Source organism: Mesorhizobium sp. AR02 (assembly GCF_024746835.1).
In the GTDB taxonomy this organism is placed as follows: domain Bacteria; phylum Pseudomonadota; class Alphaproteobacteria; order Rhizobiales; family Rhizobiaceae; genus Mesorhizobium.
Map to the genome: position 1 here is coordinate 1,465,932 of NZ_CP080531.1, position 23,528 is coordinate 1,489,459.

Sequence of the window (23,528 nt, forward strand, 5' to 3'; positions counted from 1 at the left end):
TGCAACATGGGCAAAAAGGGGAAAACAACCGCTTTCTCCTTCCGTTACGGTACCTTGGGCGGCACCCAGGCTTGCTCTGCACCCGAGATCATGCTGCCAAAGCCGCAATGGACTCCAGCGCCAAGCTGTGATTGCGTTCGGACAAGCCGGATAAAAAGACGGCAAAGGAGGAAATTCCAGGCGTGCAGGGCTTGTTCATCGTCATCATTGCGATCGCCTATGTGACGCTGCTGTTCGCCATCGCCAGCCTGGGCGATCGCCGATCGGCCATCTCGGGGCCGGGTCGGGCACGGCCCTTCATCTACGCGCTCAGCCTGGCCATCTACTGCACCTCCTGGACCTTCTTCGGCTCGGTAGGGCTGTCCTCCGAACGCGGCCTCGAATTCCTCGGCATCTATACCGGCCCGGTGCTGGTGTTCGTGTTCGGTTTCCCGCTGCTCAACCGTATCGTGCGGCTGGCCAAGACGGAGAAGATCACCTCGATCGCCGACTTCCTCGGCGCGCGTTACGGCAAGAGCTTCACCGTCGCCGCGATCGCCACGCTGATCGCCACCATCGGCGCGGTGCCCTATATCGCGTTGCAGCTGAAGGCGATATCGGGTTCGGTCAGCCTGATGGTCGAGCATTATACGGGATCGCCGCCCTCCTTCGATCCGTTCGTCAGCGACATCTCGCTGGTCGTCGCCATGCTGCTGGCGCTGTTTGCGGTGCTGTTCGGCACCCGCCATGCCGATGCCACCGAACATCAGGACGGGCTGGTGCTGGCGGTGGCGGTCGAAACCGTAGTCAAGCTCGCCGCTTTCCTGGCGATCGGCCTGATGGTCACTTTCCTGATCTTCGGCGGCCCGGGCGACATGTTCGCAAAGCTGGCTGAGAATGGGCAGGTGCGTCAGGCGATGGGCTACAACACCTCGCTTGCCACCTGGCTGGTGCTGACGGGCCTCAGCGGCTGTGCCGTCATCATGCTGCCACGTCAGTTCTACGTCACCATCGTCGAGAACCGCGGCGAGGCCGAACTGCGCACCGCGACCTGGGTGTTTCCGCTCTACCTCGTGGCGATCAACCTGTTCGTGCTGCCGATCGCCTTTGCCGGCCTGTCGCTGGTCGGCACCGGCACCAGCAGCGATCTCTACGTGCTGTCGCTGCCCCTGTTCAGCGGCCATGACGTGCTCGCCATGGCGGCCTTCATCGGCGGGCTGTCGGCGGCAACGGCCATGGTGATCGTCGAAAGCGTGGCGCTGTCGATCATGATCTCCAACGACCTCGTCATCCCGTTGTTCGTGCGCCGCCTGCTCAAGACCTCGACCTCCGAGAACGAGGACTGGTCGACGCTGATCCTCAATGTGCGGCGCGGGGCGATCTTCATCCTGTTGTTCATCGCCTTCCTCTACTATCGCGAGAGCACCAACAGCGCGCGGCTGTCTTCGATCGGCCTGATGTCGTTTGCGGCCATCGCGCAGTTCGCACCGGCGCTGATCGGCGGGCTGATCTGGCGCGGCGCCAATGGCAGGGGTGCCGCACTCGGCATGATCGTCGGCATCATCGTCTGGGGCTACACGCTGCTGTTTCCATCGCTTGCCTCCCCCGACACCGGCATCCTTGTGCACGGGCTGTTCGGCTTCGAGGCGCTGCGGCCGCAAGCGCTGTTCGGCACCGTGGCCGAACCGCTGAACCACGGCGTGTTGTGGAGCCTGTCGATCAACACGCTGTTTTTCGTCCTTGGCTCGCTGTCGCGCGCATCGGTGCCGCTGGAGCGCATCCAGGCGTCGATCTTCGTGCCAAGGGATGCCGGCCCGATGCCGAGCCTGCGCCGCTTCCGCACCGCCATCACCGTCAACGACCTCAAGGACACGATCGCACGCTACCTCGGCGTCGAGCGCACCGAGCGCTCTTTCCAGTCGTTCGAGAAGACCAACGGCACCTCGCTTCATGGCAAGGAGCAAGCGAGCATGGACGTCATCCGCTTCTCCGAGCAGCTTTTGGCCAGCGCCGTCGGCTCCTCCTCGGCGCGGCTGATCCTGTCGCTGCTGTTCCGGCGTCATGACCGCGAATCCCGCGATGCCTTCCGCCTGCTCGACGACGCCACCGAGGCGCTGCAGCACAACCGCGACCTCCTGCAGATCGCGCTCGACCAGATGGAACAGGGCATCACCGTCTTCGACCGCGATTTCCGCCTGATCTGCTGGAACCGCCAGTACCGGGCGCTGTTCGACCTGCCCGACGAGATGGGCCAGGTCGGCGTCTCGCTCGACCAGATCCTGCGTCATCTTGCCGAGCGCGGCGACATCCCGGCCGACCAGCGCGTGACGATGCTCAACCGGCTGACCAGCTTCGTCAGCCCCTGGCAGATGGAGCTGAAGACCAGCGGTCGCATCCTGGAGCTGCGCTCCGATCCGATGCCGGATGGCGGCATCGTCGCCACCTATGCCGACATTTCCGGGCGCGTCGAACAAGATCTGGCGCTGAAGCGCGCCAATGAATCGCTGGAACAGCGGGTCAAGACCCGCACCATCGAACTGACCCGCGTCAATGAGGAACTGGCGCAGGCGCAGATGCTGGCCGAGGAGGCCAATCTTGGCAAGACGCGCTTCCTTGCCGCCGCCGGCCACGACATCCTGCAGCCCTTGAACGCCGCCCGGCTCTATTGCTCCTCGCTGATCGAGAAGGCCGGTAAGGGGCCAGCCGGCAAGGCGGCGATCAACATCGAATCCTCGCTGGAATCGGTCGAGACCATCTTGGGCGCCGTGCTCGACATCTCCCGCCTCGACGCCGGCGCGATGAAGCCGGACGATACCGCCTTCAACCTCGACGGATTGCTGCGCCAGATCGGCAATGATTTTCGGCCAATGGCAGCCGAAAAGAAGCTCGGGCTGACCATCATGGCCTCGTCGCTCACCGTGATAACCGACCGCAATTTGTTGCGCCGCCTGATCCAGAACCTGGTCTCCAACGCGATTAAGTATACCCGCCAGGGCCGCATCCTGGTCGGCGTGCGGCGGCGCGGCGAACTGGCGGAAATCCAGGTGATCGACACCGGCATCGGCATCGCCGGCGACAAGCTGAACACGGTCTTCCATGAGTTCACCCGGCTGGACGAAGGCGCGCGGGAAGCCGAGGGCCTCGGCCTCGGCCTCTCCATCGTCGACCGCATCGCTCGCGTGCTCAGGCTCGAAATCCGCATCTTCTCCAATCCGGGCAAGGGCACGCGCTTCTCGGTCATCCTGCCCGTCGCGGCGGTGCAGGAGCCGCGACGCGAGGTCGAAACCAAGGCTCCCGCCCGTGCCGCGGCTTCGCTGGCCGGGCTGCATGTGCTCTGTATCGACAACGACGCCCGCATCCTTGAAGGCATGCGGCTCTTGCTTGAGGGCTGGGGATGCAACGTCGATACGGTGTCCGGCTCACGGGATCTGCAGAGCGCCGCGCTACACCGCCCGGACATCGTGCTTGCCGACTATCATCTCGACGGCGAAACCGGTCTCGACATCATCGCCCGGCTGCGTGCGACCCATGGCGACGACCTGCCGGCCGTGCTGGTCACCGCCGACCGCTCCAACGAGGTGCGGGCGGCGGCAGGCGGGCTCGAGATTCCGGTGATCAACAAGCCGCTGAAACCGGCGGTGCTGCGCTCGATGATGGCCAGGGTCAGGCCGCTGGCATCGGCGGCAGAGTGACGCCAAAGGGGCGGGCCGGACAGAGCCGGCGATCTCAGCTCCTGTGCCCTAGACTTTCGAGGTAAGCGCAGAACATGTCGGCCATGGCGTCGGCATAGGTTTCGATCTCGGCCGGTGTTCTCGGACTTCCCGAAAAGTCCTTTCCCACCGCGCTGAGTGTGGCGATGATCAGCTCGCCCGTCAGGGCACGAACAGTGTCCGTGACCTCAGGCAACTCCTCCCTCAGGAATATCTGGACGGTATGTTCGCCCGACGCCCTTGCCTCGTGAGCCTCGGGCGCGTCGCGATAAAGCGGTGCGGCGTCATTGAGTGCTACGCGCACCGCAGCCTCTTCGCACTCCGAGCGGATGAAGGCGTGGACAAGGCCACGCAACCGTTCAAGAGGCGGGCGTTGGTCGTCCTCGAGTATGGTGCGCAGCAGGCCACCTGTCTGCCGCCATTCATCGCTCTGCAGCCTGAACAGGAGTGCCGCCTTGTTGGGGAAATACTGGTAAAGCGAGCCGACGCTGACCCCTGCCTTTTCCGCCACCCGCGTGGTGGTGAAACGCTGCGCGCCTTCGCTCGCCAAAACCTGAACAGCAGCTTCCAAAATCGCCGCGACAAGGTCCGTGGCGCGAGCCTGTTTGGGCTGTTTTCGTGAGGAAATCGAAGGGCTTGAGCGTCCGGTCATGTCTCGGCTCGGCAATGCGAATTGGAAACCTGAAGGATTATTCGTATTTTTCAACACAACACAAGAACGCCGCCATTTTCGACCGGAGACTTTCATGACGACGCTGACCGACGCCCCGCTGGCACCCCTGCTGGCCCGCCTGTTCAAAGAAGCCAATGCCGCGACCAGCCCGGCGGTGGCTGCGCTCTCACACGAGGAGCGGACGCGCCTGCTCAAGAGCAAGACCGAATATGTCGACTTCTACGGACGGCTGAAGGATCTCTGGCTGGCGATCTCGCCCGAGACCGGCACGCTGCTCTACATGCTGGCGCGCAGCAGCGGCGCGCGCATCATCATCGAGTTTGGCACCTCGTTCGGCATCTCGACGCTCTATCTTGCGGCAGCACTCAGGGACAATGGCGGTGGCCGCCTGATCACCACCGAATTCGAACCGTCCAAGGTGATACGCGCCAAGGCCAATCTGACCGAGGGCGGCCTCATCGACCTGGTGGAGGTCCGAGAAGGCGACGCGCTGCAGACACTGAACGCCGACCTGCCGGAGACGATCGACCTGTTGCTGCTCGACGGCGCCAAGGCGATCTATCCGGAGATCCTCAGCCTGGTCGAGAGCCGCTTGAGGCCAGGCGCACTGATCATTGCCGACAACGCCGATTTCTCGCCCGAATATCTGGAACGGGTGCGTTCGCCGGCATCGGGCTACATCTCCACGCCCTTCGGCGACGACGTTGAACTGTCCGTGCGGCTCGGCTGAAGCCGGTCCCATCGCCGCATGGGATTCAACCACGCGGCTCAAACCTCCATGTCGCTCCAGGGCGGCCGTAGGCGTTTACGTCAACCAACGCGCAATCTTCCGGGCCGTCGACGACAGTCGGGCCTCCATGCGCAGGTGACGTCATGATCAAAACACTCCTTTCCTCCTGGCGCGCTGCCCCGCGCCCAGCCCTGTTGGGACTTCTGCGCATTGATGCCTTTCTTTCCGCTCTGGGCGAGCAGCGAGGCCGGCATTCCTGTCGGCGCGATCGGCCTGCTGTTCGGCTGCTATGCCGGCGGCGAGCTTCTGGCAGCGCCGCTGATCGGCGGCATCGCTGACCGCGTCGGCCGGCGGCCGGTGTTGATTGCCTCGTCTATCGGCGTCGGGGCCGGTTTCCTGACCCTGTTCTTCGTGCATGGCGTCGCCGTTACCGCAATCGTGCTGCTGTTGACCGGCATGTGCGAGTCGGTGCTTCACCCGACGATCCTGACCGCGATCGCCGATGTGACCGCGCCATCCGCCCATCCCCGCTGGTTCAGCCTGGCGCGCGTGAGTTCAAGCGCCGGGCAGATTCTCGGGCCGGCTTGCGGTGCCCTGCTGGCGCTGTTGTCGCTGCGCAGCGTTTCTTGCCGGCGGTTCCATGCTTGTGCTGGGCGGCATCGTGATGCTCTTCGCCCTCAACGAGACGATCGGCGTCGGCCGCACCACCGGCGATGATCGCCATGACGGTGAGGACGATGAAGAGGAGGAAGGCCTGTCCGCGCTGCTGCCGGCGTTCCGCGACGGCCGGTTGGCGAAGCTGCTGCTCTGGGTCGTGCTGTTCGAGGTCGCCGGCAACTGGATCGAGGCGGTGATCCCGCTCTACGCGCATGACGCCGGGACGCTGACACCGTCAGGCGTCGGCGCGCTGTTCGCCTATGCCGCCGCGCTGACGGTCGGCCTGCAGATGCTGGTCAGCCGCATGGTCGAGGCACGGTCCGCCCTGTGGCTGACGGTCGGTGCCGGCCTTGCGACGATACTCGCCTTCGCGCTGCTGGCCGCCTCGCCCGCGATGCTGACGCTGATTGGAGCGGTCAGCCTGTGCTCGATCGCGCAGATGCTGGTCGGGCCGCTGGTGCCGACCGCCGTCAATGCGCTGGCGCCTCCGGCACGACGCGCCTCCTACATGGCGGCTTCGTCGGTGGCGGTCGACCTCAAGGATTCGCTCGGGCCATCGATCGGTACGGCGCTTTACGCGCTGGCACCGCGCCTGCCCTGGATCGCCGGCATACCGCTGGTGGCGATCGCCTCGCTCGGCCTTGGCGCCGCCATCGGCCGGGCGCGGCGGCCTTCGCCCACCGAGGGTGCTACTTCCGAGCAAGTGCCGGCAGCGGCTCGGCTCTAGGTCAGGCTGTCGGTCATTTGCGAGTTGCGGAACCGGGGCCGCGGGGCATTGGCCGTTGCCGGCGGACGATGCTCGCGAAAGGCCATTGCCAGCGTTCGTAGCGCCTCGCGGGACTTGGCGTCCGACAATGTCGAGAGCAGCACAATCTCGGAAGTTGGCAGCGCCGGCAGCCCAAACTTCCGGCTGACCTCGACCGTACCGGGCGGAGCAAGCCGGCAGGAAAAGACCGAGGCCGCGAGGCCGGCCGAGACCGCTTCGGCGACGGCGAAGGAGCCGCAGCCAAGGAAAACCTCCGTCCACGGTATGCCCACGGCATCGAGCGCGCGTGTGGCGATGTTGCGGATGCCACAGGATGGCGATGACGCAGCGAGGCGCAGCGGCTCGTCGGCCCGGTAGACGAAGTCCAGGGCCGCGTACCAGCCGAAATGCTCTGGCGCCAGCACCTCGCCGTCGCGGCGGTCGTCCTCGCGGCGGATGATCGCGGCATCGATCTCGCCGCGATCGAAGGCGTCGAGCAGGTCGCGGGAATCGTCGAGCCGCACCTCGATGGTGAGCGCCGGGTCATGAGCATTGAGCCGCGCCAGCAATGTCGGGACCTCCGCGCCGCCGACATGGGTGGCGATGCCGAGCGCGAAGCGGCGGCGAACCGAAGACAGGCTGGCGATGGCGCGGTCGTGCGCGGCGAGGAAGTCGCGGGCCGGCTGGAGAAACACGGCGCCACGCGCCGAGAGGCGGACCAACCGCGGCGTCCGCTCGATCAGTTTCTCTCCAACCCGGTCCTCCAGCCGCTTCAGCTTGACGCTGATCGCGCCTTGCGTGCTGCCTAGCGCGTCGGCCGCGCGGGTAAAGCTTTGCAAATCGGCGATGGCCACGAACGCCTTCACGGCCTCTACGTCCAGCGTCATGTCAGCTATCCGCAGTTGTTGTCACTGAAATAGCCAACCATGCAATTCCAAAATGATCAAGCCTCGCCTACCTTGGCCACATCAGCACCAGCGAGCCGCCCTTGCGAACCTGCCGGTAGCCGTCACAGCTCGAAAGGTTGAATCATGCCCACTGCCCTGACCCGTCGAGGCATCGTCGTTCTGTCCGCCGCATGCCTGGCGTGCCTGATGTTCGGGCTGGAGATTTCAAGCGTTCCCACCATCCTGCCGACATTGGAGCAGGAGCTGCATGCCGACTTCAGGCAATTGCAATGGGTGATGAATGCTTACACGATCGCGGTCACGACCGTGCTGATGGCGGTCGGCACCATCGCGGACCGCTACGGACGCAAGCGCGTCTTCCTGGTTTCCATCGCCGCCTTCGGCCTGACATCGCTGATCTGCGGCCTGGCGGACGACGTATCGACCTTGATCGCTGCCCGGTTCCTGCAAGGTTTGAGCGGCGGCGCGATGCTGATCTGCCAGCTCGCCGTGCTGTCGCATGAATTCCGGGAAGGGCGCGAACGCGCCGTCGCCTGGGGCTGGTGGGGCGTCATCTTCGGTGTCGGCCTCGGCTTCGGGCCTATCATCGGCGGCGGCATCGTCGCGGTTTCGAGCTGGGAATGGGTGTTCCTCATCCACGTGCCGGCAGCGGTCGTGGCGTTCGTGCTGGCTTTGACGGGCGTCCATGAATCGAAGGACCCGCAGGCGGGCAAGCTCGATCTGGCGGGCATCGTGACGCTGGCGCCATCGGTCTTCTGTCTCGTCTTCTACATCACGCAGGGACCGGATCTCGGTTTCGCCAGTCCGGCCGCGCTGACGATCCTCGGCATCTCGATCGCGAGCTTCATCGCCTTCCTCATCGCCGAGAAGGTTAGCAAGCGCCCCATGTTCGACTTCTCGGTCTTCCGGATCCGACCCTTTTCCGGCGCGATCGTCGGCTCGGCCGCGATGAACCTCTCCTATTGGCCGTTCATGATCTACCTGCCGATCTGGTTTCATGCCGGACTGGGCTATGACAGCGTCGCCACCGGTCTTGCCTTGCTCGCCTACACGCTGCCGACGCTCGTGATGCCACCATTGGCGGAGCGGCTTTCGCTGCGCTACCAGCCCGGCATCATCATTCCGGCGGGGCTCGCCATCATCGGTGTCGGCTTCATCCTGATGAAGTTCGGCAGCGCCGCCGCGCGGCCGGACTGGCTGACGATGCTGCCTGGCTGCCTGATCGCCGGAACCGGCCTCGGGATCACCAACACGCCCGTCACCAACACGACGACGGGTTCCGTTTCGAGCGACCGGGCGGGCATGGCATCGGGCATCGACATGAGCGCCCGCATGGTCTCGCTGGCGGTGAACATAGCGGTGATGGGCTTTATCCTGGCGAGCGGCGTGCTGGCGCATCTGAGCGAAGCCCTACCCGACCTCGACGCCAGCCAGCTGCGTCTCTTCGCCGACGGCATCGCTGCCGGAAATCCCAACCCCGGTCTTGCCGATGCCGTCGTCCACGATGCGCTGCGCGACGGCTTTGGCTGGGTGATGCTCTATGGCGGCATCGGCGTCTGGATCATGGCCGCCATCAGCTTCGCGAGCTTCAACGCCTGGCCGGCGCGGCGGACAGAGGTCCAGTGTTCCGATTGAACGGGCGCCGCAGGCATTCAGCTGTTGGTCTGCAACGGGTCGCTGCCGATCTTGGACAAAAGGATCACCGCCTGGGTGCGGCTGTCGACGCCGAGCTTCTGCAGGATGGCCGAGACATGTGCCTTGATGGTCGCCTCGGAGACGCCGAGCTCATAAGCGATCTGCTTGTTGAGCAAGCCTTCGGCCAGCATGCCGAGAACGCGGGTCTGCTGCGGCGTCAGCGCCTGCAGGCGCTTAATCAGGTCCGATATTTCGGGGTCGCGCTCGACACCGAGATCGACACCGACGGGCGCCGCGATGTCGCCGGCGAGCACCGATTGCACGGCGTTGCGGATCTCCTCCATGCTGGCCGATTTGGAGATGAAGCCGGATGCGCCAAGATCGAGCGCACGCCTGATGGTCGCTGGATCGTCATGCGCCGAGACAACGATCAGCGGCACCGCCGGATGGATGCCGCGCAGCGAAATCAGGCCGGAGAGACCGCTGGCGCCCGGCATCGACAGGTCGAGCAGCACCAGATCGACATCCTCATTGGCCACGACCAGCGCCTTGGCGCTTTCAAAATCGCCGGCCTCGTGGATCGCGGCGACATTACCGATGCCGGCAAGCGCTTCGCGCAGCGCGCCGCGAAACAGCGGGTGATCGTCGGCGATGACGAAAGAATAGCCTGACGGCAAATGTCCCTCCCCGAATCCCGTCGATGATTTTTAAGCTTTTCGGGACCAGTCGGACGATTATGAGAGGCTGCGCGCTGTTTTCAAGCGGCAAAACCAGCGCGCCGCGTTTTCCCTTGCCTATAGCGCTCAGGTCTTCTGCGAATTGAGCTGAGCGCCGTTGCCGTTATCCTTGTCCATATCCTTGACGATGCCCATGAAGCCCTTCAGGAACCGCTCCATGTAGCTCATCGTCTTGTTGAAATCCTCCTCGCTCGGCAGTTTCGATTCCAGCCGAGCGGACAGCGAATTCTCGAGCTTGGTGACGCGCTCGTCCATTGCCTTCATCGAGGTCTGCAGGCGGTCGATTTCGTCCTGGAAAGCGGCGCGTTCGTCGGCCGCCACCTTGCAGACGAGTTGACCGGAGCGTTCCTCGCAGATCGACATCGCACCGGTCTGCGTGTCCATGCGGACATAACCGTTGGCGGATTTTTCCAGCCGGTAGCGGTCGGTTTCTTCCGAGTAGGCGGAGGCCGCGACCAGTGAAACGAGCGCGGCGGGGATCAAGATGTGTTGCAGACGCATGTTGTCCTCCATGGCCAAGGCCTGAAATATCGCATGTTTGCGCCGGAAATGGGGAAGACCCTTGGCGTGGCCTTCCCCACACGACTGGTTCGGACTATAGCGCAACCATGTCTCAGTTTATCTACAAGATAACCCCGCAAGCGCCTTGGCGCGAGGCCGAAGCCAGTGGCCGCTTCACCGGCGCGCCGATCGACGTCGCCGACGGCTTCATCCACTTCTCCACGGCAGCGCAAGTCCGGGAAACCGCGGCAAAGCATTTTTCCGGCCAGACAGACCTTCTGCTGGTCGCCATCGACGACGCCAACCTGGGCGACGCGCTGAAATACGAGGTTTCGCGCGGCGGCGCGCTGTTTCCGCATCTTTACGGCGTACTGGAGCTGGACACCGTGCTGTGGGTCAAACCGTTGCCGCTTGGTGCCGACGGCGCGCACCAGTTCCCGCCGCTGGAGGCCGAATGAGTCTGTTCGACCGGCTTGGCCAAAAACTGCTGTTCACATTCGATCCGGAAACCGCGCATGGCATGTCGATCGCGGCGTTGCGCTGCGGCCTGCCGGTCGGCGCGCGGACGGTGCGCGACATCAGGTTGAAGGTCAGCCTCTGCGGTCTCGATTTCCCCAACCCGCTCGGCATGGCCGCCGGCTACGACAAGAACGCTGAGGTGCCCGACGCGTTGCTTGGCCTCGGTTTCGGCTTTGCCGAAGTCGGCACGGTCACGCCACTGCCGCAGGCCGGCAACCCGAAGCCGCGCATCTTCCGGCTGACCGCGGACGAAGCGGTGATCAACCGGCTGGGTTTCAACAATGAGGGTCATGCGGCGGCCGAAAGGCGTCTTGCCGCACGCAAGGGGCGCACTGGCATCGTCGGCGTCAACATCGGCGCCAACAAGGACAGCACCGACCGCGTCAGTGACTATGAGCGCGGCGTCGCCCGCTTCGCCTCCTATGCCAGTTACCTGACAGTCAACATCTCGTCGCCCAACACGCCCGGCCTGCGCAACATGCAGGCGCGCGAGCAGCTTGGCGAGTTGTTGTCGCGTGTCATGGCCGCGCGTGCTTCAGCCACAGCGCAACCGCCCATTTTCCTGAAGATCGCGCCGGATCTGGTCGAGGCCGAGCTGGAAGACATCGCCGCCGAGGTCGTTGAAAAACGGATCGACGGCGTCATCGTCTCCAACACCACCATTTCGCGGCCGCCGCTGCGCAGCGGCGACACCTCGCGTGAGGCCGGCGGGCTTTCGGGAAAACCGCTGTTCGAACGCTCGACCATCGTGCTGGCGAAGATGCGCAAGCTGCTCGGGCCGGACATCGCCATCGTCGGGGTGGGCGGCGTCGATTCCGCCGAGACCGCGCTGGAGAAGATCCGCGCGGGTGCCGATCTCGTCCAGCTCTACACCAGCATGATCTATGCCGGGCCGGCCCTGCCGGGCCGGATCGTCGCCGGGATGGCAGGCCTAGTGGAAAAAGAGCGGCTGAAATCCATTCGCGAGTTGCGCGATAGCCACCTCGATCAATGGGCGTCCAAGCTGCTCAGCTGAACGCTGTCCGCATCCGCAGCTGCAGGATCGTCAGCAGGCTGAAGCCGCGCACTACCAGGAAAATGTGCAGCGCCGCCCACAGGCCGTGATTGCCGAAGGCCGGCGCCAAGGTCAGCAGCGCAGCCGCGAAGACGAGGAAGGACAGCAACATCATGTTGCGCATGTCGCGCGACCAGGTCGCGCCGATGAAGACGCCGTCCATCTGGAACGCCAGCACACCGCTCAGCGCGGTGAACGCCGCCCAGGGCAAATAGATATCGGCCACCGAGCGGACCTCCTGCGATGTCGTGACGACGGCGACCAGATTGGCGCCGGCCAAGAGCAGCACCAGGGTTGCGGCTCCGGCCAGCCCGAAACCCCAGAACAGGGTCAACCGCACCGCCTGCCGGAAGGGCTGCTCGGCACGCGCGCCGACGGCACGGCCCGCGAGCTGTTCGGCGGCGGTGGCAAAACCGTCGAGGAAATAGCCGGCGACGAGGAAGAAATTCATCAGGACCGCATTGGCAGCCAGCGTCACCGTGCCGAACTGTGCGCCCTGGCGGGTGAACAGCGCGAAGGCGGCGAGCAGCGAGAATGAGCGGATCATGATGTCGCGGTTGAGCGACAGCATGCGCAGGAAGGCGCTCATGTCGAGCAGCCGATGGCGCGGCAAGGACGGGGTCGAGCGGAAGCGCAGCACGACGATGGCGAGACCCAGCAGCATCGCCAGGAATTCGCCCGTAACGGTCGCCCAGGCGACGCCGGCGACGCCCCAGCCGAGCTTCAGGCCAAGCAGGAAGCAGAGCGCGATGTTGATGCCGTTGAGCAACAGCTGCAGCACAAGGCCGAGCCCGCCCTCGCCGCGCCCCAGCACATAGCCGAGGATGGCATAGTTGATCAGCGAGAAGGGCGCGGCAAGCAGCCTGATCCTGATGTAGACGCCCATCGCCTCGCTGACCCGTGGTTCGGCACCCATGAACCACTGGCCACCGACGGCGATCAGCGGGGAAAGCGCCGCCAGCAAAATGCCGGCAACGACCGCGATCAGCACGGCGCGCCAGAACACTGCCTGTTCCTCGAGCGCGTCGCCGCGCCCGAAAGCCTGTGCGACGAGACCAGTGGTGCCGGAGCGCAGGAAATTGAAGGTGGTGAAGACAACACTGAACACCAGCGATCCCGCGGCTAGGCCGCCGAGAAGGGCCGCGTCGCCGAACTGCCCGACAACCGCCGTGTCGACAAGGCCGAGCATCGGCGTGGTCAGATAGGCAAGCGTCATCGGCACCGCAATGGCGAGCACGGAACGGTTGGTGACGACAAAAGATCTGGCGTCGGCTGGGATTGCACCCTTGTCCAAGGGATTGCTGCCTTGCTGATTGCTGCTTGATCGAAGAGCCGATGTGCCCCATTTTCCAACCACCGCGCAATCATTCTTCCCGCGACGGCCAACCGAAATCCCGGTCTGGCGCGAAGCCGCCGGAACCCAGTCATGCCCCTGCAGATCGTCCACCACCCCGACTACGATGCCGGCTTCGCCACCAACCACCGCTTCCCGATGAGCAAGTATCCGCTGCTGATGGAGACCTTGCACGCACGCGGCCTGGCCGGACCCGAGGCACTTAACACAGCCGAACCCGCGCAGGCGTCATGGCTGAAGCTTGCCCATGCGGCCGACTATGTCGATCAGGTCATCAGCTGTTCGGTGCCGGAAAAAATCGAACGCGAGATCGGCTTTCCGGTCGGCCCCCGCGTCTCGCTGCGTGCGCAGCTTGCCACCGGCGGCACGATACTGGCGGCGCGGCTTGCCTTGCGCCATGGCATTGCCTGCAACACCGCCGGCGGCAGCCATCATGCGCGGCGCGCGCATGGCGCCGGCTTTTGCACCTTCAACGACGTCGCCGTCGCCTCGCTGGTGCTGCTCGCCGAGAGTGCCGCACAAAACATCCTGGTCGTCGATCTCGACGTGCATCAGGGTGACGGCACTGCGGACATTCTGAGCGATGAGCCGCGCGTGTTCACCTTTTCCATGCATGGCGAGCGCAACTACCCCGTGCGCAAGATCGCTTCCGATCTCGACATCGCACTGCCCGACGGCACGGGCGATGTCGCCTATCTGGAAAGGCTGGCCGCCATCCTGCCGGAATTGTCGGCGAGGGCGCACTGGGACATCGTTTTCTACAATGCCGGCGTCGACGTCCATGCCGAGGACCGGCTCGGCAGGCTGGCGCTTTCCAATGATGGCCTGCGCGCCCGCGATACGATGGTGATCGATCGTTTCCGCGCGATCGGCATTCCCGTCTGCGGTGTCATCGGCGGCGGTTATTCCACCGATGTGCCTGCGTTGGCGGCACGGCATGCCATCCTGTTCGAGGTGGCTTCCGGCACGGCTTGATACCTTGTGTCTTCGACCTGAAGCTCGAGAGCCGAAGACGTAGCTACAAGCTTCTCAGGAATATCAGGCTGGGAGCAAAAAAGTACTCGCCTCCCTGCATCTTGACGAAACCCTGAAAAGACAGCGTTGCGTCTCCAGCAGCCAGGTTGTCCCACTCTTTTTGCCAATGTTGCCCAGCGACAGGGCCTTGGCCAATGATGGGGTCGAGTTTCGACGGTTGCCCGCTCGCGGGAAAGGTAGGGTTGTTGGCCCAAGTCTGCTGCGTGAATTCGAACTGCGTGGCCAGTTCGCGATTGTAGGCCATGAAGAGAAGCCCCACCTCGCCGGTCGGCAGCAGCGGACCTACCTTCGCATCAAATTCCGCGAGCGACTTGCTGTCAGGAATATCCGAAGGGTGAACCTGCCGGGGAACATCCTCATAGGGGATACCGCGGCGCGGCATCAGATGCTTGCGTTCATTCTCCGGCGTTTCAAAGCCGCCGGTGCCGCGCGGATTGACTTTGCGGATATGAGCCTGGAACGGACACCGTGCGCCTTTGTCGTTGTTATAGTTGAAGTCGTTGGGCGGATTGACCGCCTTTGCTTCGTCCGAGAGTGTCACCGGGGTGCCGTCTTCGAACCGCCCCACCACCATTGCTCCGGCCAATTCACGATCTTCACCGGAGAAGCCGAGTGCGGTTGCCAATTCCTGCTCTCTGCGTTTGAACATGCGCACGTTCTGATCCAGCTTGCGGAAAATAAAGTAACTTCCAAAACTTATTCCGTCAGCGGAACCTGGATCCGGGACCAGAGCAACGTCGAGAGAGGCCTCCGGATCCCATTCAGCGATGCCTGCATCGCGTGCTTCCTTGGCGCTGTCTTCCACAAGCATCAAAGGCTGACTCCGGCCATCCACATAGCCGAAATGCTCAATGCCATCATTGGCCTTGTTGAAAATGGCTCTGCCGTTCTGCTCCTTGACGATTATGGCTCCGGCATCAGTCAGGAGCGTCGCGATCGCATCGCGTTTCAGGCGCAAAGCCGTATCGTTTTCGCTGCCCACAAGAACCATTCCATCGATCTTGCCTCGGAACGGCGTCTCCCAGGAAGCAACAGGAGGATCGCCCAATACGGCCGCTTTCATGCCTGTTCTGAAACCCGGATCGGCTGGAATGGCGCCGGAGGCCACTCCAAGAGCAGAATAGCCGGTGGCAGAAAGGAAAACCGAGACAAACGGCCTACCCGACTTGCCGGTTGCATGAAAATTATCTGCTTCGAGCAATTGCTGATAGGCGCTGGTGGCGTGATAGTTTGCGATCTCACGCAGGGCAGCTCGCATCTCGCGCTTCTTGGCAGCCGTTATCTTGAAAAAGATGTTCACGGTGGCGGGCCGACCATGGCCTTTCAGGATATTTCCCTGCAGCGCAGCAAGCATCCTCTGCTCGTCGTGGCTGGCGCTCTTCCAGGAGAGCGGCTTCGTAAGATCTATCGCCATGATTTCTTCCCTCCGCCCGAGTTGAAAAAACGTGGCGAAAAGCAAGACTTGCCCTATAGCCGATCGCCATCCATCAAATTCTTCCTGCGCATTCTGCGAGTCTGATGGGAAACAATTGTCTCCAATTTTCTGAAAATATCCCGATTAAGCCTACTCCATCTCTATAGGCCTTACCCCATCCGGTCTTTCATGATGCTCCCCGCGGCCCGAAAACACAATAGTACATCAAATAATTATGCATTTTATTCAATCATCTTATCAGAATTAGTAGATATCCTCTTGGAATCTTCCGATTTTCTTCATCAGGACAGATAGTTATAATCTGAACCGATGTGATCACTTTTCAGCCCGCGATCTGGAAGGCGCCTACGGCGATTGCGATGTGCCGCACCAACCCGTCGCGGGCCATGACGGGTCTTGGCCCGGGCGGCGTACGGTGCCCTTCGCGGGCTGTCAGCTTTGAGGATGGATAGAACGCGCGCTTGACAGCGCTACTTCCGGTAGTTGGCGATCCTGAGCAGGATGAAGGCCGGCACCACGATCGCGGCACCCAGCAGGATGTAACCGAGGAAGCGGTCGATGGCGTGGAAGCCCAGGTTCCACAGGTCCATGAAGAATTTCTGGATACCGTAGAACACATCCATCGGCGACCAGCCGAAGGCATTCATGACAAGGCCGACGAGGAACGACACCACCAGCAGCTTCAGGATCACCCTGAGCGGCGAGTCGCCGAGAAAGCGCGTCAGTGCGGACAAGGCCGTCTCCCGATTGAGATGCCCAGACTCACAGGCACGGTCCAGAGATACGTGCTCGGCGGCCATCCATCAAGCCAGCGCGGCTTGTGCGCGGGAAGCCTGGAACAGGTGATCGAGACTCCGGGCTTCCGACGGCCCGCAATTCTTAAATATAGGTAAACAAAATCAGTTTAATTTGTTGAAAATAAAGCACAAAATCGTCATTTTCGAATTTTGCGCAATGTGCGTGCAATTTTCACCTGCGAGACAGTCGGCGTCTTTCAGGTGACTAGTTGCGCGGCGCTCTGACCCCCTACCACAGCTGGCGAACGCCAATTTCAGGACCGTGCAGCCATCCCTGGAAGACACCAAATCGGAGCCTGACCGCCCCAACGGTCATGCTCCCCGGGAATTAACCTGCGTACCGATTTGCCGGATGCGCGTTTGTGTTGGAGTAATGCTCGTGTCCTCTCAAGCAAAGATCGTCCTGACGGCCGGTGTCCTTGGCATCTGCCTTCTCGGGCCGGCGATGGCCGCCGACCTTTCACCGACCTACAATGATCCCCCCGCCTTCCAGTGGAGCGGCGCCTATGTCGGCGTCCATGGTGGCACGGCGTTCACGAAGATGCCCAATCCGTTCGCCGATCGGAACGGCTTCAGCGGCGGCGTTCAGGCCGGCTACAACCAGCAGATGGGTCCCGCCGTTCTTGGCGCCGAGATCGAAGGCTCCTATCTGGGCGGCGCCGAACACGACGTGCATGGCGGCAAGATCAAGGAGAAATGGCGCGGTGCCGCCAAGGCCAAGGCAGGCGTGAGCTTCGACCAGACGCTGCTGTTTGGAACCGGCGGCGTGGCACTGACCAAGTTCGACAAGGGCGACAACGTCAGCAGCACCGACGGATGGAAGGTCGGCTATCTGCTGGGCGCCGGCATCGAGCAGGGCTTTGCCGGCGGGCTGTCCGCCAAGGTCGAGTACGACTATGTCCGCACCCCCGGCGTCGAGACGACATCGGCCCTTGGCACGTCCAAGACGACGATCGGCAGCCATGAGCTGAAGGCCGGCATCAATTACCGGTTCTAGAACAGGTGGATTGGATTGCGCGATGCCCGCTGGCATCGCGCAATCCTGCGTTTCGGTATGCGCCGATGCCCGAGGCGGCGGTCGGCTTTTCCGTAACGGACCCAGTTCCCGCGCCTCTTCGCAATGTCGATGCAATCTTCGCGATCTAGGTCCCGCGCGTAATTTTCATGATGGGAATCTGTTCCGATATGTCCACGCGTGGCACCGGCCTCCTGATACGGGCTCCGAAGATCGTCTTCATCGCAATCGCGCTCGCGCTGGCGGGCTGTGCCTCCGACATCATGAAGAACTATGTCGGACAGCCGGTCGAATCGGTGATTCTGGACTACGGCCCGCCAACCGCTGTCGTCGATCTTGGCCAGGGTGAGCGCGCCTATCAGTGGCGCAAGGTATCGACGTCAGCGGTTTCCGGGACATCGAGCGGCGAGGTTCGCCACACAAAACACGGAACCGTCTATGAAGAGACCGAGACGCCCGGCTATATCGAGCGTCAGGAATGCTTCTACACATTCTACGCCCGCGCCTCCGGCGGTCGCTGGTTCATCACCAATTTCCGCCAGCCCAAGCTGGAATGCGAATGAATTGCCGCGGCCGCGTATCCCGACCGGCCGTGGATAAAGGAGAATACGCATGCGCGTCCTGTTGATCGAGGACGAACCGGAAATGGCCTCCGTGCTGAAGGCCGCTCTCGAGCGTCTGGACATCATCGTCGACCATGCAGCGACATTGGCCGATGCCGAGGCGATGGCGCGTCTGGGCTATCACGACGCGGTGGTGCTGGACCGCCGGCTGCCGGATGGCGACGGCCTCAGCCTCATACCGCGCCTGCGCGCCTTGCACCTGGATGTGCCTGTCATCGCGCTGACGGCGATGAGCGGGTTGGACGACCGCGTCGCCGGGCTCGATGCCGGCGCCGACGATTATATGGTCAAGCCCTTCGCAACGGTGGAACTCGTCGCGCGGCTTCATGCCTTGCACCGGCGCTCGTTCACCTCGCGCGCCAACCAGATGATGGTCGGCCGCCTCACCTATGATTTCCGCCACCGCGAGGCACTGGTCGAGGATCAGACCCTGGATCTGCCACGACGCGAAAGGCTGGTGCTCGAAACGCTGATCCGCCGGCCGGGCCGGACCATCATGCGCAGCGCGCTGGAGGAAGCCGTCTATGCGCTGGATGACGAGATCGGCTCCAATGCGCTCGATGCGCACATTTCGCGGCTGCGCCGCAAGCTCGACGATGTCGCCGCCGGCATCGAGATCCGGGCGATCCGCAACCTTGGCTATCTCTTGCGGGCGGTCTCGTGAAGAAGGTGCGCACGCGCTCGCTGCAATGGATCCTGGTCCGGCGGCTGATCCTGCTGCAGGCAGCGACGCTGCTCATCTTCATCGTGCTTTGCGCGGCAGCACTTTGGATCGCCAATCCGCGCCTGCTGATCGACAACGAGGCTGCCGTCGCGGCCGTCAAGGATGCCGTCGACCGAGACAAGGACGGCAGGCTGATCGTGCGTGAAACGGAAGAACTCACCGCGTTTCGCGAGGGCTTCCCCAATGTCTGGTACATCGTTCGCGATGGCAGCGGCGAGAGCGTCCGCGCCGGCAACATACCCGACATCTACACCAAGAGTTTCGGCGACCTGCTTGGCGGGGCCGATCACGCCACAATCGGATTCTCCGACAAGGACATGCGGCCGGAAGCCTATATCGAGAACGCTTCGACCAGGGCCGGCACGGTGCAGATCATCGCCGCGACGCAGTCGTCGCGCCAACAGACCGACGGCCTCGAAATCAACATTTCGGCCACCGTCGAAGTCGCCCGCAATCCGGATGGCAGCAGGAACTGGGAGCGTGCCCTGCCGGCGCTCGCGCTCGTGATCGCGATCCTGCTGTTGCCCATCATCCTCGTCATGGGCACGACGACCCTGGTGACCACGCCAGCCGTGGTACGCCGCTCCTTTGCCGGCCTTGTCGAAACGGTCCGCCAGGCGGCGCGCATCGACATCGGCACCCGCGCCATGCAACTGCCGGTCAAGCAGGTGCCGCAGGAAATCGCGCCGCTGGTGCACGCCTTCAACGAGGCGCTTGCCCGCCTCGCGCAGGGTTATGACCGGCACAACCGCTTCCTCACCGACGCGGCGCATGAACTGCGCACGCCGATCGCCATCCTGCGCACGCGTGCCGAACTGCTGAAGCAGGAGCCGCAGAGCGTGCGGCTGCTGCATGACATCGAGCGCCTGTCGCATCTTGCCCAGCAACTGCTCGACCATCAGTTGCTCGACCGGCCGTCGGACCAGCGCCAGATCGTCGATCTCGACGACCTCGTCAGCCGGGTCGCCGCCGACTTCGCCCCATTGGCCATCGAGGCCGGTTATGACCTTGCCTTCGAGCCTCCGCCCGGCAAGGCCCAGGTGGAGGTCAATGTCCTGCAGATCGAGCGCGCGCTCGCCAACCTCGTGCGCAATGCAATCGAGCATGGCGGCGGCAGTGGCACGATCACGATCGCCATCGACGGGACCGGTGGCGTCGAGGTGCGCGACGAAGGCCCGGGCATTCCCGCGGAAGAGCACGAGAACGTCTTCGAGCCCTTTTACCGCTTGCAGCCGCAGTCGCGCGGGGCGGGGCTCGGACTGAACCTCGCCCGACAGATCGCGCTGCTGCATGACGGAACGATCCGCATCCTGACGGGCTCATGGCGCGGCGCCCGCATCCGCATGGAGCTGCCGGTGCGTTCGTGATGGTGGCCGCCGATGGCGCCGAACACATGACGGTCAGCTTGGCCGATGACCCCGTGTCGGTCCCTGGCTTATCTGTTTTCTAACCAATTGCCGCTATTGCCATTCCAAGAGCGGGAGCCAGGCTTTGGTGGGAACGGGAAAAATCGGCGCGCACCGCGCAATCACCCTGTCGGTCGTCGTGCCATGCTACAATGAGCGCGACGGCGTGGCCGAGCTTCACCGACGCGTCAGCGCCGTGTGCCTCGAGCAAAGCTCTTCCTATGAGATTGTGCTCGTCATCGACGGAGCGACCGACGGCACCCGCGAGGCCATTTTCGAACTGGCCGAAAAGGACGACCATGTCGTCGCCATCGACCTTGCCCGCAATTACGGCCACCAGATCGCCTTGAGCGCGGGGCTGGAGTTCTGCCGCGGCGAGCGCATTCTCATTCTCGACGCCGACCTCCAGGATCCGCCCGAACTGCTCAGCGCGATGATGGCGAAGATGGATGAAGGCTTCGACGTCGTCTACGGCCAGAGGGTGAAACGCGACGGCGAAAGCTGGTTCAAGCTGGCTTCCGCCTCGATGTTCTACCGCTTGCTCGGCCGGATGGTCGATGTCGAGATCGCGCCGGACTCCGGAGACTTCCGGCTGATGAGCCGCCGTGCGCTCGACCATCTGAATGCGATGCCCGAACGCTACAGGTTCATTCGCGGCATGGTGAGCTGGATCGGGCTCAGGCAGGTCGCCTTCCCCTATGAAAGGCACCGGCGCTTTGCCGGCACCACCCACTACCCGCTGAAGAAGATGGTTCTTCTGGCGGTCGACGCGATGACCAGCTTTTCGATCGTGCCGTTGCGGTTTGCCTCGCTGCTGGGGATGATGTTCGGCCTGCTCGGGCTGGTCGTGCTTGGCTATACGCTGTTCGAATGGTCCCGGGGCAACGTGGTGCCCGGCTGGACGAGCCTTGCCGCGATCATGCTGATCATGGGCAGTGTCCAGCTTCTGGTGCTCGGCATCTTCGGCGAGTATCTCGGCCGCATGTACATGGAGACGAAACGGCGGCCGCTCTACTTCGTCAACGAAATCGTTGCGCGCGACCGGCCAGCCAAGGACAGCGACCTGCCCGTCCATCGCCTGCAGGAGATGGCGAAAAGAGCCGCGCGTGGCTGACGCGAAGGTCGAGCGGATGCAGCGGGAACGGCATGGGCAGGATGCGGTCGGCTCTTCCATCTGATGTCGCGCGGCTGCTGCGCTTTGGCGCCGTCGGGCTTGTCAACACGGCGCTTGGATATACGCTCATCCTGGCCGGCCTGGCGCTGGGCCTCGGCGACATCGTCTCCAATGCGGCAGGCTATATCGCGGGCCTCACGCTTGGCTTCTTCCTTAATCGCCAATGGACGTTCGGACGTGCCGGCGGCTTTCGCCCCGGCGCGGTCGCCCGATACGCGATCACCTTCGTCGTCGCCTATGGCGCCAATCTGGGCGTCGTGATCGCCGCCATGTCCGCCGGCTTCATCGAGAACCCGTTTGTCCATCTGGCGGGAAATTGCCTCTACTCGATCATCTTCTATCTTGGCTCGGCCCGGTTCGTCTTTGTCGGCGGCGCGGATGATCCCGTGGCCGCAACGAACGCAAAATGGCCCGGAGCTGCTACATGAACCAGGCCTCTGCAATCGTGACGGCGACGCCGTCGCTCGGAGCTGCGACATGACCCAGGCCTCTGCAATCGCGACGGCGACGCCGTCGCTCGGAGCTGCGACATGACCCAGGCCTCTGCAATCGCGACGGCGGCGCCGTCGCTCGGGGACGCGCAACGCATCAGGCTGATATTCTGCCTTCTCGGCGCCTGCGTCGTGGCCTCCGTGCTCACCGCCTTTGCCGGCGCGATCCTGCAGGATCCCGACAATTGGTGGCAAGTGAAGGTCGGGCTCGACTTCCTGGAAAACCGGACGTTTCCGGCCGTCGACCCCTATTCCTATACGTTCGCCGGCCAACCCTGGATCGCCAAGGAATGGCTGGGGCAAGTCTTTCTGGCCCTTGCCTACCGTGCGGGCGGCTGGAATGGCGTCGTCACCCTGATCATCGCCACGGTCGGCCTGACGGTCTTCCTGATGAGCTGGTTCCTCAGCGCATGGCTGAAGCCGATACTGGCGATAGCGCTGGCCTTCGCCGCGGCTTTCCTGATCGCCCCGATCTATACCGCGCGCCCCCACGTCTTCACCTTGCCGATCATCGTCGTCTGGACGGCAATGCTGTTTAGTGCCGCGCAGGAAGAGAAGGCCCCGCCTTTGTGGCTGCTCGCACTTGTCATCTTGTGGGCCAACCTGCATGCCACGTTCACCCTGAGCTTCGTCATCGCCGCCTTTGCCGGGCTCGCTCTCCTGGCGCGCTCGGGCCTGTCGAAACCCGTCCTGCTGGCAAAATGGGTCGCTTTCGGCCTGCTCTGCCCGCTGGTCAGCTTACTGCACCCCTATGGGGTGAAGGCCATCCTGGCGACGTTCACCGTGGCCTATGGCAACGAGGCGGTGCCCCTTATCCTGGAATGGCGACCGTTCAATGCCCAGGAGCAGCTCTTCCAGGAAGCGGCGCTGCTGTTGGCGCTTTTCGGGCTTTTGGTATCGAGGCCGCGGATCGGCTGGGCCAAGGCGTTGTTCATCGTCTTCGCCTTGCATGTCTATCTCACCCATCTGCGATTTGTGTATCTGCCCTTCCTGTTGATCCCCTTGGTGGTCGCGGTCGAGGTCGCACAGCAATACCCTTCGCTCTCAGCGACGACCTGGCTGGCGGAAAAGCGTGACGGGCTGGAAAAACTCTTCGCCAGCCGGTTCTACGCGATCTGCGGCGCGATGGCTGTCTTGCTGCTCGGCTCGGTCTTCATCCTCGGCAGTGCCTACCAGGTGGCGCCGAGCCCGAAAACATCCGCCAGCGGCGCCCTCGCATTCGCCAGGGATAACCACCTCACGAGCAACGTGCTGAATTCCTACAATTTCGGCGGCACGCTGATTTTCCACGGCATCAAGACCTATATCGACGGCAGGACGGACCAGCTGTTCCTGGGCGGGTTCACGAAAACCGACGAGGCGACGGGGCACAGCGACGGAAAACCGCTGCTCGAGGCCCAGCTGAAGAAATATGCTATCGGCTGGGCACTCCTTACGGCCGACGACACCCGCATCCCCTTTTTCACGGAGCTGGGCTGGAAGCGGGCCTATGCCGACGACGACGCCGTGATCTACCTGCCCGGCGCCTGATCTACCGCGCTCCTGCGAAACCGGCTTCGCCAGCGTTCAAAGGGCGGCATATGCCTTGACATGCATGTTGCAGTGCAGCAAACTTCTGCTGCAGAG

20 protein-coding genes and 1 pseudogene are annotated in these 23,528 nt (G+C 63.4%); 14 read left to right on the forward strand and 7 right to left on the reverse strand.

From position 1 onward, the window contains the following. Positions 1 to 182 precede the first annotated feature (182 nt). Positions 183 to 3,671 carry a PAS domain-containing hybrid sensor histidine kinase/response regulator gene (locus DBIPINDM_RS11375; RefSeq protein WP_258585803.1) on the forward strand — a complete coding sequence of 1,163 codons (3,489 nt, stop codon included), beginning with the start codon at positions 183 to 185 and terminating at the stop codon, positions 3,669 to 3,671. A gap of 34 nt (positions 3,672 to 3,705) precedes the next feature. Here DBIPINDM_RS11375 and DBIPINDM_RS11380 read toward each other — a convergent pair whose 3' ends face one another. Next, on the reverse strand, positions 3,706 to 4,341 hold the full coding sequence (locus DBIPINDM_RS11380; RefSeq protein ID WP_258589243.1) for a TetR family transcriptional regulator: 636 nt from the start codon (positions 4,339 to 4,341) through the stop codon (positions 3,706 to 3,708). 94 nt (positions 4,342 to 4,435) lie between these two features. On the opposite strand from DBIPINDM_RS11380, the gene DBIPINDM_RS11385 reads away from it, so the two are divergent. Then, positions 4,436 to 5,092 carry an O-methyltransferase gene (locus tag DBIPINDM_RS11385; RefSeq protein ID WP_258585804.1) on the forward strand — a complete coding sequence of 219 codons (657 nt, stop codon included), beginning with the start codon at positions 4,436 to 4,438 and terminating at the stop codon, positions 5,090 to 5,092. 213 nt (positions 5,093 to 5,305) lie between these two features. Then, positions 5,306 to 6,476, forward strand: a pseudogene (locus DBIPINDM_RS11390) (MFS transporter). On the opposite strand, the gene DBIPINDM_RS11395 reads toward DBIPINDM_RS11390, so the two are convergent. Beyond that, entirely contained in the window at positions 6,473 to 7,381 is a 909-nt protein-coding gene (locus DBIPINDM_RS11395) for a LysR family transcriptional regulator (RefSeq protein WP_258585805.1), read from the reverse strand. The pseudogene DBIPINDM_RS11390 and the gene DBIPINDM_RS11395 sit on opposite strands and share 4 nt — an antisense overlap. Positions 7,382 to 7,525: 144 nt before the next feature. On the opposite strand from DBIPINDM_RS11395, the gene DBIPINDM_RS11400 reads away from it, so the two are divergent. Then, the gene (locus DBIPINDM_RS11400; RefSeq protein ID WP_258585806.1) at positions 7,526 to 9,037 is read left to right on the forward strand and encodes an MFS transporter; all 1,512 of its coding nucleotides are present in this window, start codon (positions 7,526 to 7,528) and stop codon (positions 9,035 to 9,037) included. A gap of 17 nt (positions 9,038 to 9,054) precedes the next feature. Here DBIPINDM_RS11400 and DBIPINDM_RS11405 read toward each other — a convergent pair whose 3' ends face one another. Beyond that, the gene (locus tag DBIPINDM_RS11405; RefSeq protein WP_258585807.1) at positions 9,055 to 9,714 is read right to left on the reverse strand and encodes a response regulator transcription factor; all 660 of its coding nucleotides are present in this window, start codon (positions 9,712 to 9,714) and stop codon (positions 9,055 to 9,057) included. A gap of 126 nt (positions 9,715 to 9,840) precedes the next feature. After that, positions 9,841 to 10,275, reverse strand: a complete 435-nt coding sequence (locus tag DBIPINDM_RS11410) for a hypothetical protein (protein WP_258585808.1) — start codon at positions 10,273 to 10,275, stop codon at positions 9,841 to 9,843. Positions 10,276 to 10,382: 107 nt separating this feature from the next. Between DBIPINDM_RS11410 and DBIPINDM_RS11415 the strand changes: the two genes are divergently transcribed. Both DBIPINDM_RS11415 and DBIPINDM_RS11420 read left to right on the forward strand, forming a co-directional pair. Beyond that, positions 10,383 to 10,733 (forward strand): DUF952 domain-containing protein, encoded by a 351-nt coding sequence (locus DBIPINDM_RS11415; protein WP_258585809.1) that lies wholly within the window; start codon positions 10,383 to 10,385, stop codon positions 10,731 to 10,733. Then, the gene (locus tag DBIPINDM_RS11420) at positions 10,730 to 11,809 is read left to right on the forward strand and encodes a quinone-dependent dihydroorotate dehydrogenase (RefSeq protein ID WP_258585810.1); all 1,080 of its coding nucleotides are present in this window, start codon (positions 10,730 to 10,732) and stop codon (positions 11,807 to 11,809) included. The genes DBIPINDM_RS11415 and DBIPINDM_RS11420 overlap by 4 nt, the downstream gene beginning before the upstream one ends. On the opposite strand, the gene DBIPINDM_RS11425 is transcribed toward DBIPINDM_RS11420, so the two are convergent. After that, entirely contained in the window at positions 11,802 to 13,142 is a 1,341-nt protein-coding gene (locus tag DBIPINDM_RS11425) for an MATE family efflux transporter (protein ID WP_258585811.1), read from the reverse strand. The genes DBIPINDM_RS11420 and DBIPINDM_RS11425 overlap by 8 nt on opposite strands. Before the next feature lie 132 nt (positions 13,143 to 13,274). Here DBIPINDM_RS11425 and DBIPINDM_RS11430 point away from each other — a divergent pair, with 132 nt between their 5' ends. Beyond that, complete coding sequence (locus DBIPINDM_RS11430) at positions 13,275 to 14,177, forward strand: histone deacetylase (RefSeq protein WP_258585812.1); 903 nt, start codon at positions 13,275 to 13,277, stop codon at positions 14,175 to 14,177. Positions 14,178 to 14,220: 43 nt separating this feature from the next. Here DBIPINDM_RS11430 and DBIPINDM_RS11435 read toward each other — a convergent pair whose 3' ends face one another. Then, the gene (locus DBIPINDM_RS11435; protein WP_258585813.1) at positions 14,221 to 15,651 is read right to left on the reverse strand and encodes a Dyp-type peroxidase; all 1,431 of its coding nucleotides are present in this window, start codon (positions 15,649 to 15,651) and stop codon (positions 14,221 to 14,223) included. 491 nt (positions 15,652 to 16,142) lie between these two features. Continuing rightward, positions 16,143 to 16,406 (reverse strand): DUF6460 domain-containing protein, encoded by a 264-nt coding sequence (locus DBIPINDM_RS11440; protein ID WP_137929516.1) that lies wholly within the window; start codon positions 16,404 to 16,406, stop codon positions 16,143 to 16,145. Between the two features lie 442 nt (positions 16,407 to 16,848). Here DBIPINDM_RS11440 and DBIPINDM_RS11445 point away from each other — a divergent pair, with 442 nt between their 5' ends. The 7 genes from DBIPINDM_RS11445 (at position 16,849) to DBIPINDM_RS11475 (ending at position 23,432) form a co-directional block, all read left to right on the forward strand. After that, positions 16,849 to 17,466, forward strand: coding sequence for an outer membrane protein (locus tag DBIPINDM_RS11445; protein ID WP_258585814.1), 618 nt, complete (start codon positions 16,849 to 16,851; stop codon positions 17,464 to 17,466). A 188-nt stretch (positions 17,467 to 17,654) separates the two neighbouring features. Beyond that, complete coding sequence (locus DBIPINDM_RS11450) at positions 17,655 to 18,047, forward strand: hypothetical protein (RefSeq protein WP_258585815.1); 393 nt, start codon at positions 17,655 to 17,657, stop codon at positions 18,045 to 18,047. Between the two features lie 49 nt (positions 18,048 to 18,096). Beyond that, positions 18,097 to 18,771: a response regulator transcription factor gene (locus DBIPINDM_RS11455; RefSeq protein ID WP_258585816.1), complete on the forward strand. Its 675-nt coding sequence runs from the start codon at positions 18,097 to 18,099 to the stop codon at positions 18,769 to 18,771. Next, the gene (locus tag DBIPINDM_RS11460) at positions 18,768 to 20,198 is read left to right on the forward strand and encodes a sensor histidine kinase (RefSeq protein ID WP_258585817.1); all 1,431 of its coding nucleotides are present in this window, start codon (positions 18,768 to 18,770) and stop codon (positions 20,196 to 20,198) included. The genes DBIPINDM_RS11455 and DBIPINDM_RS11460 overlap by 4 nt, the downstream gene beginning before the upstream one ends. Before the next feature lie 127 nt (positions 20,199 to 20,325). Further along, positions 20,326 to 21,351, forward strand: a complete 1,026-nt coding sequence (locus DBIPINDM_RS11465) for a glycosyltransferase family 2 protein (RefSeq protein ID WP_258585818.1) — start codon at positions 20,326 to 20,328, stop codon at positions 21,349 to 21,351. Between the two features lie 32 nt (positions 21,352 to 21,383). Further along, the gene (locus DBIPINDM_RS11470; protein WP_258585819.1) at positions 21,384 to 21,839 is read left to right on the forward strand and encodes a GtrA family protein; all 456 of its coding nucleotides are present in this window, start codon (positions 21,384 to 21,386) and stop codon (positions 21,837 to 21,839) included. 102 nt (positions 21,840 to 21,941) lie between these two features. Continuing rightward, positions 21,942 to 23,432: a hypothetical protein gene (locus DBIPINDM_RS11475; protein ID WP_258585820.1), complete on the forward strand. Its 1,491-nt coding sequence runs from the start codon at positions 21,942 to 21,944 to the stop codon at positions 23,430 to 23,432. Positions 23,433 to 23,528: the final 96 nt, after the last annotated feature.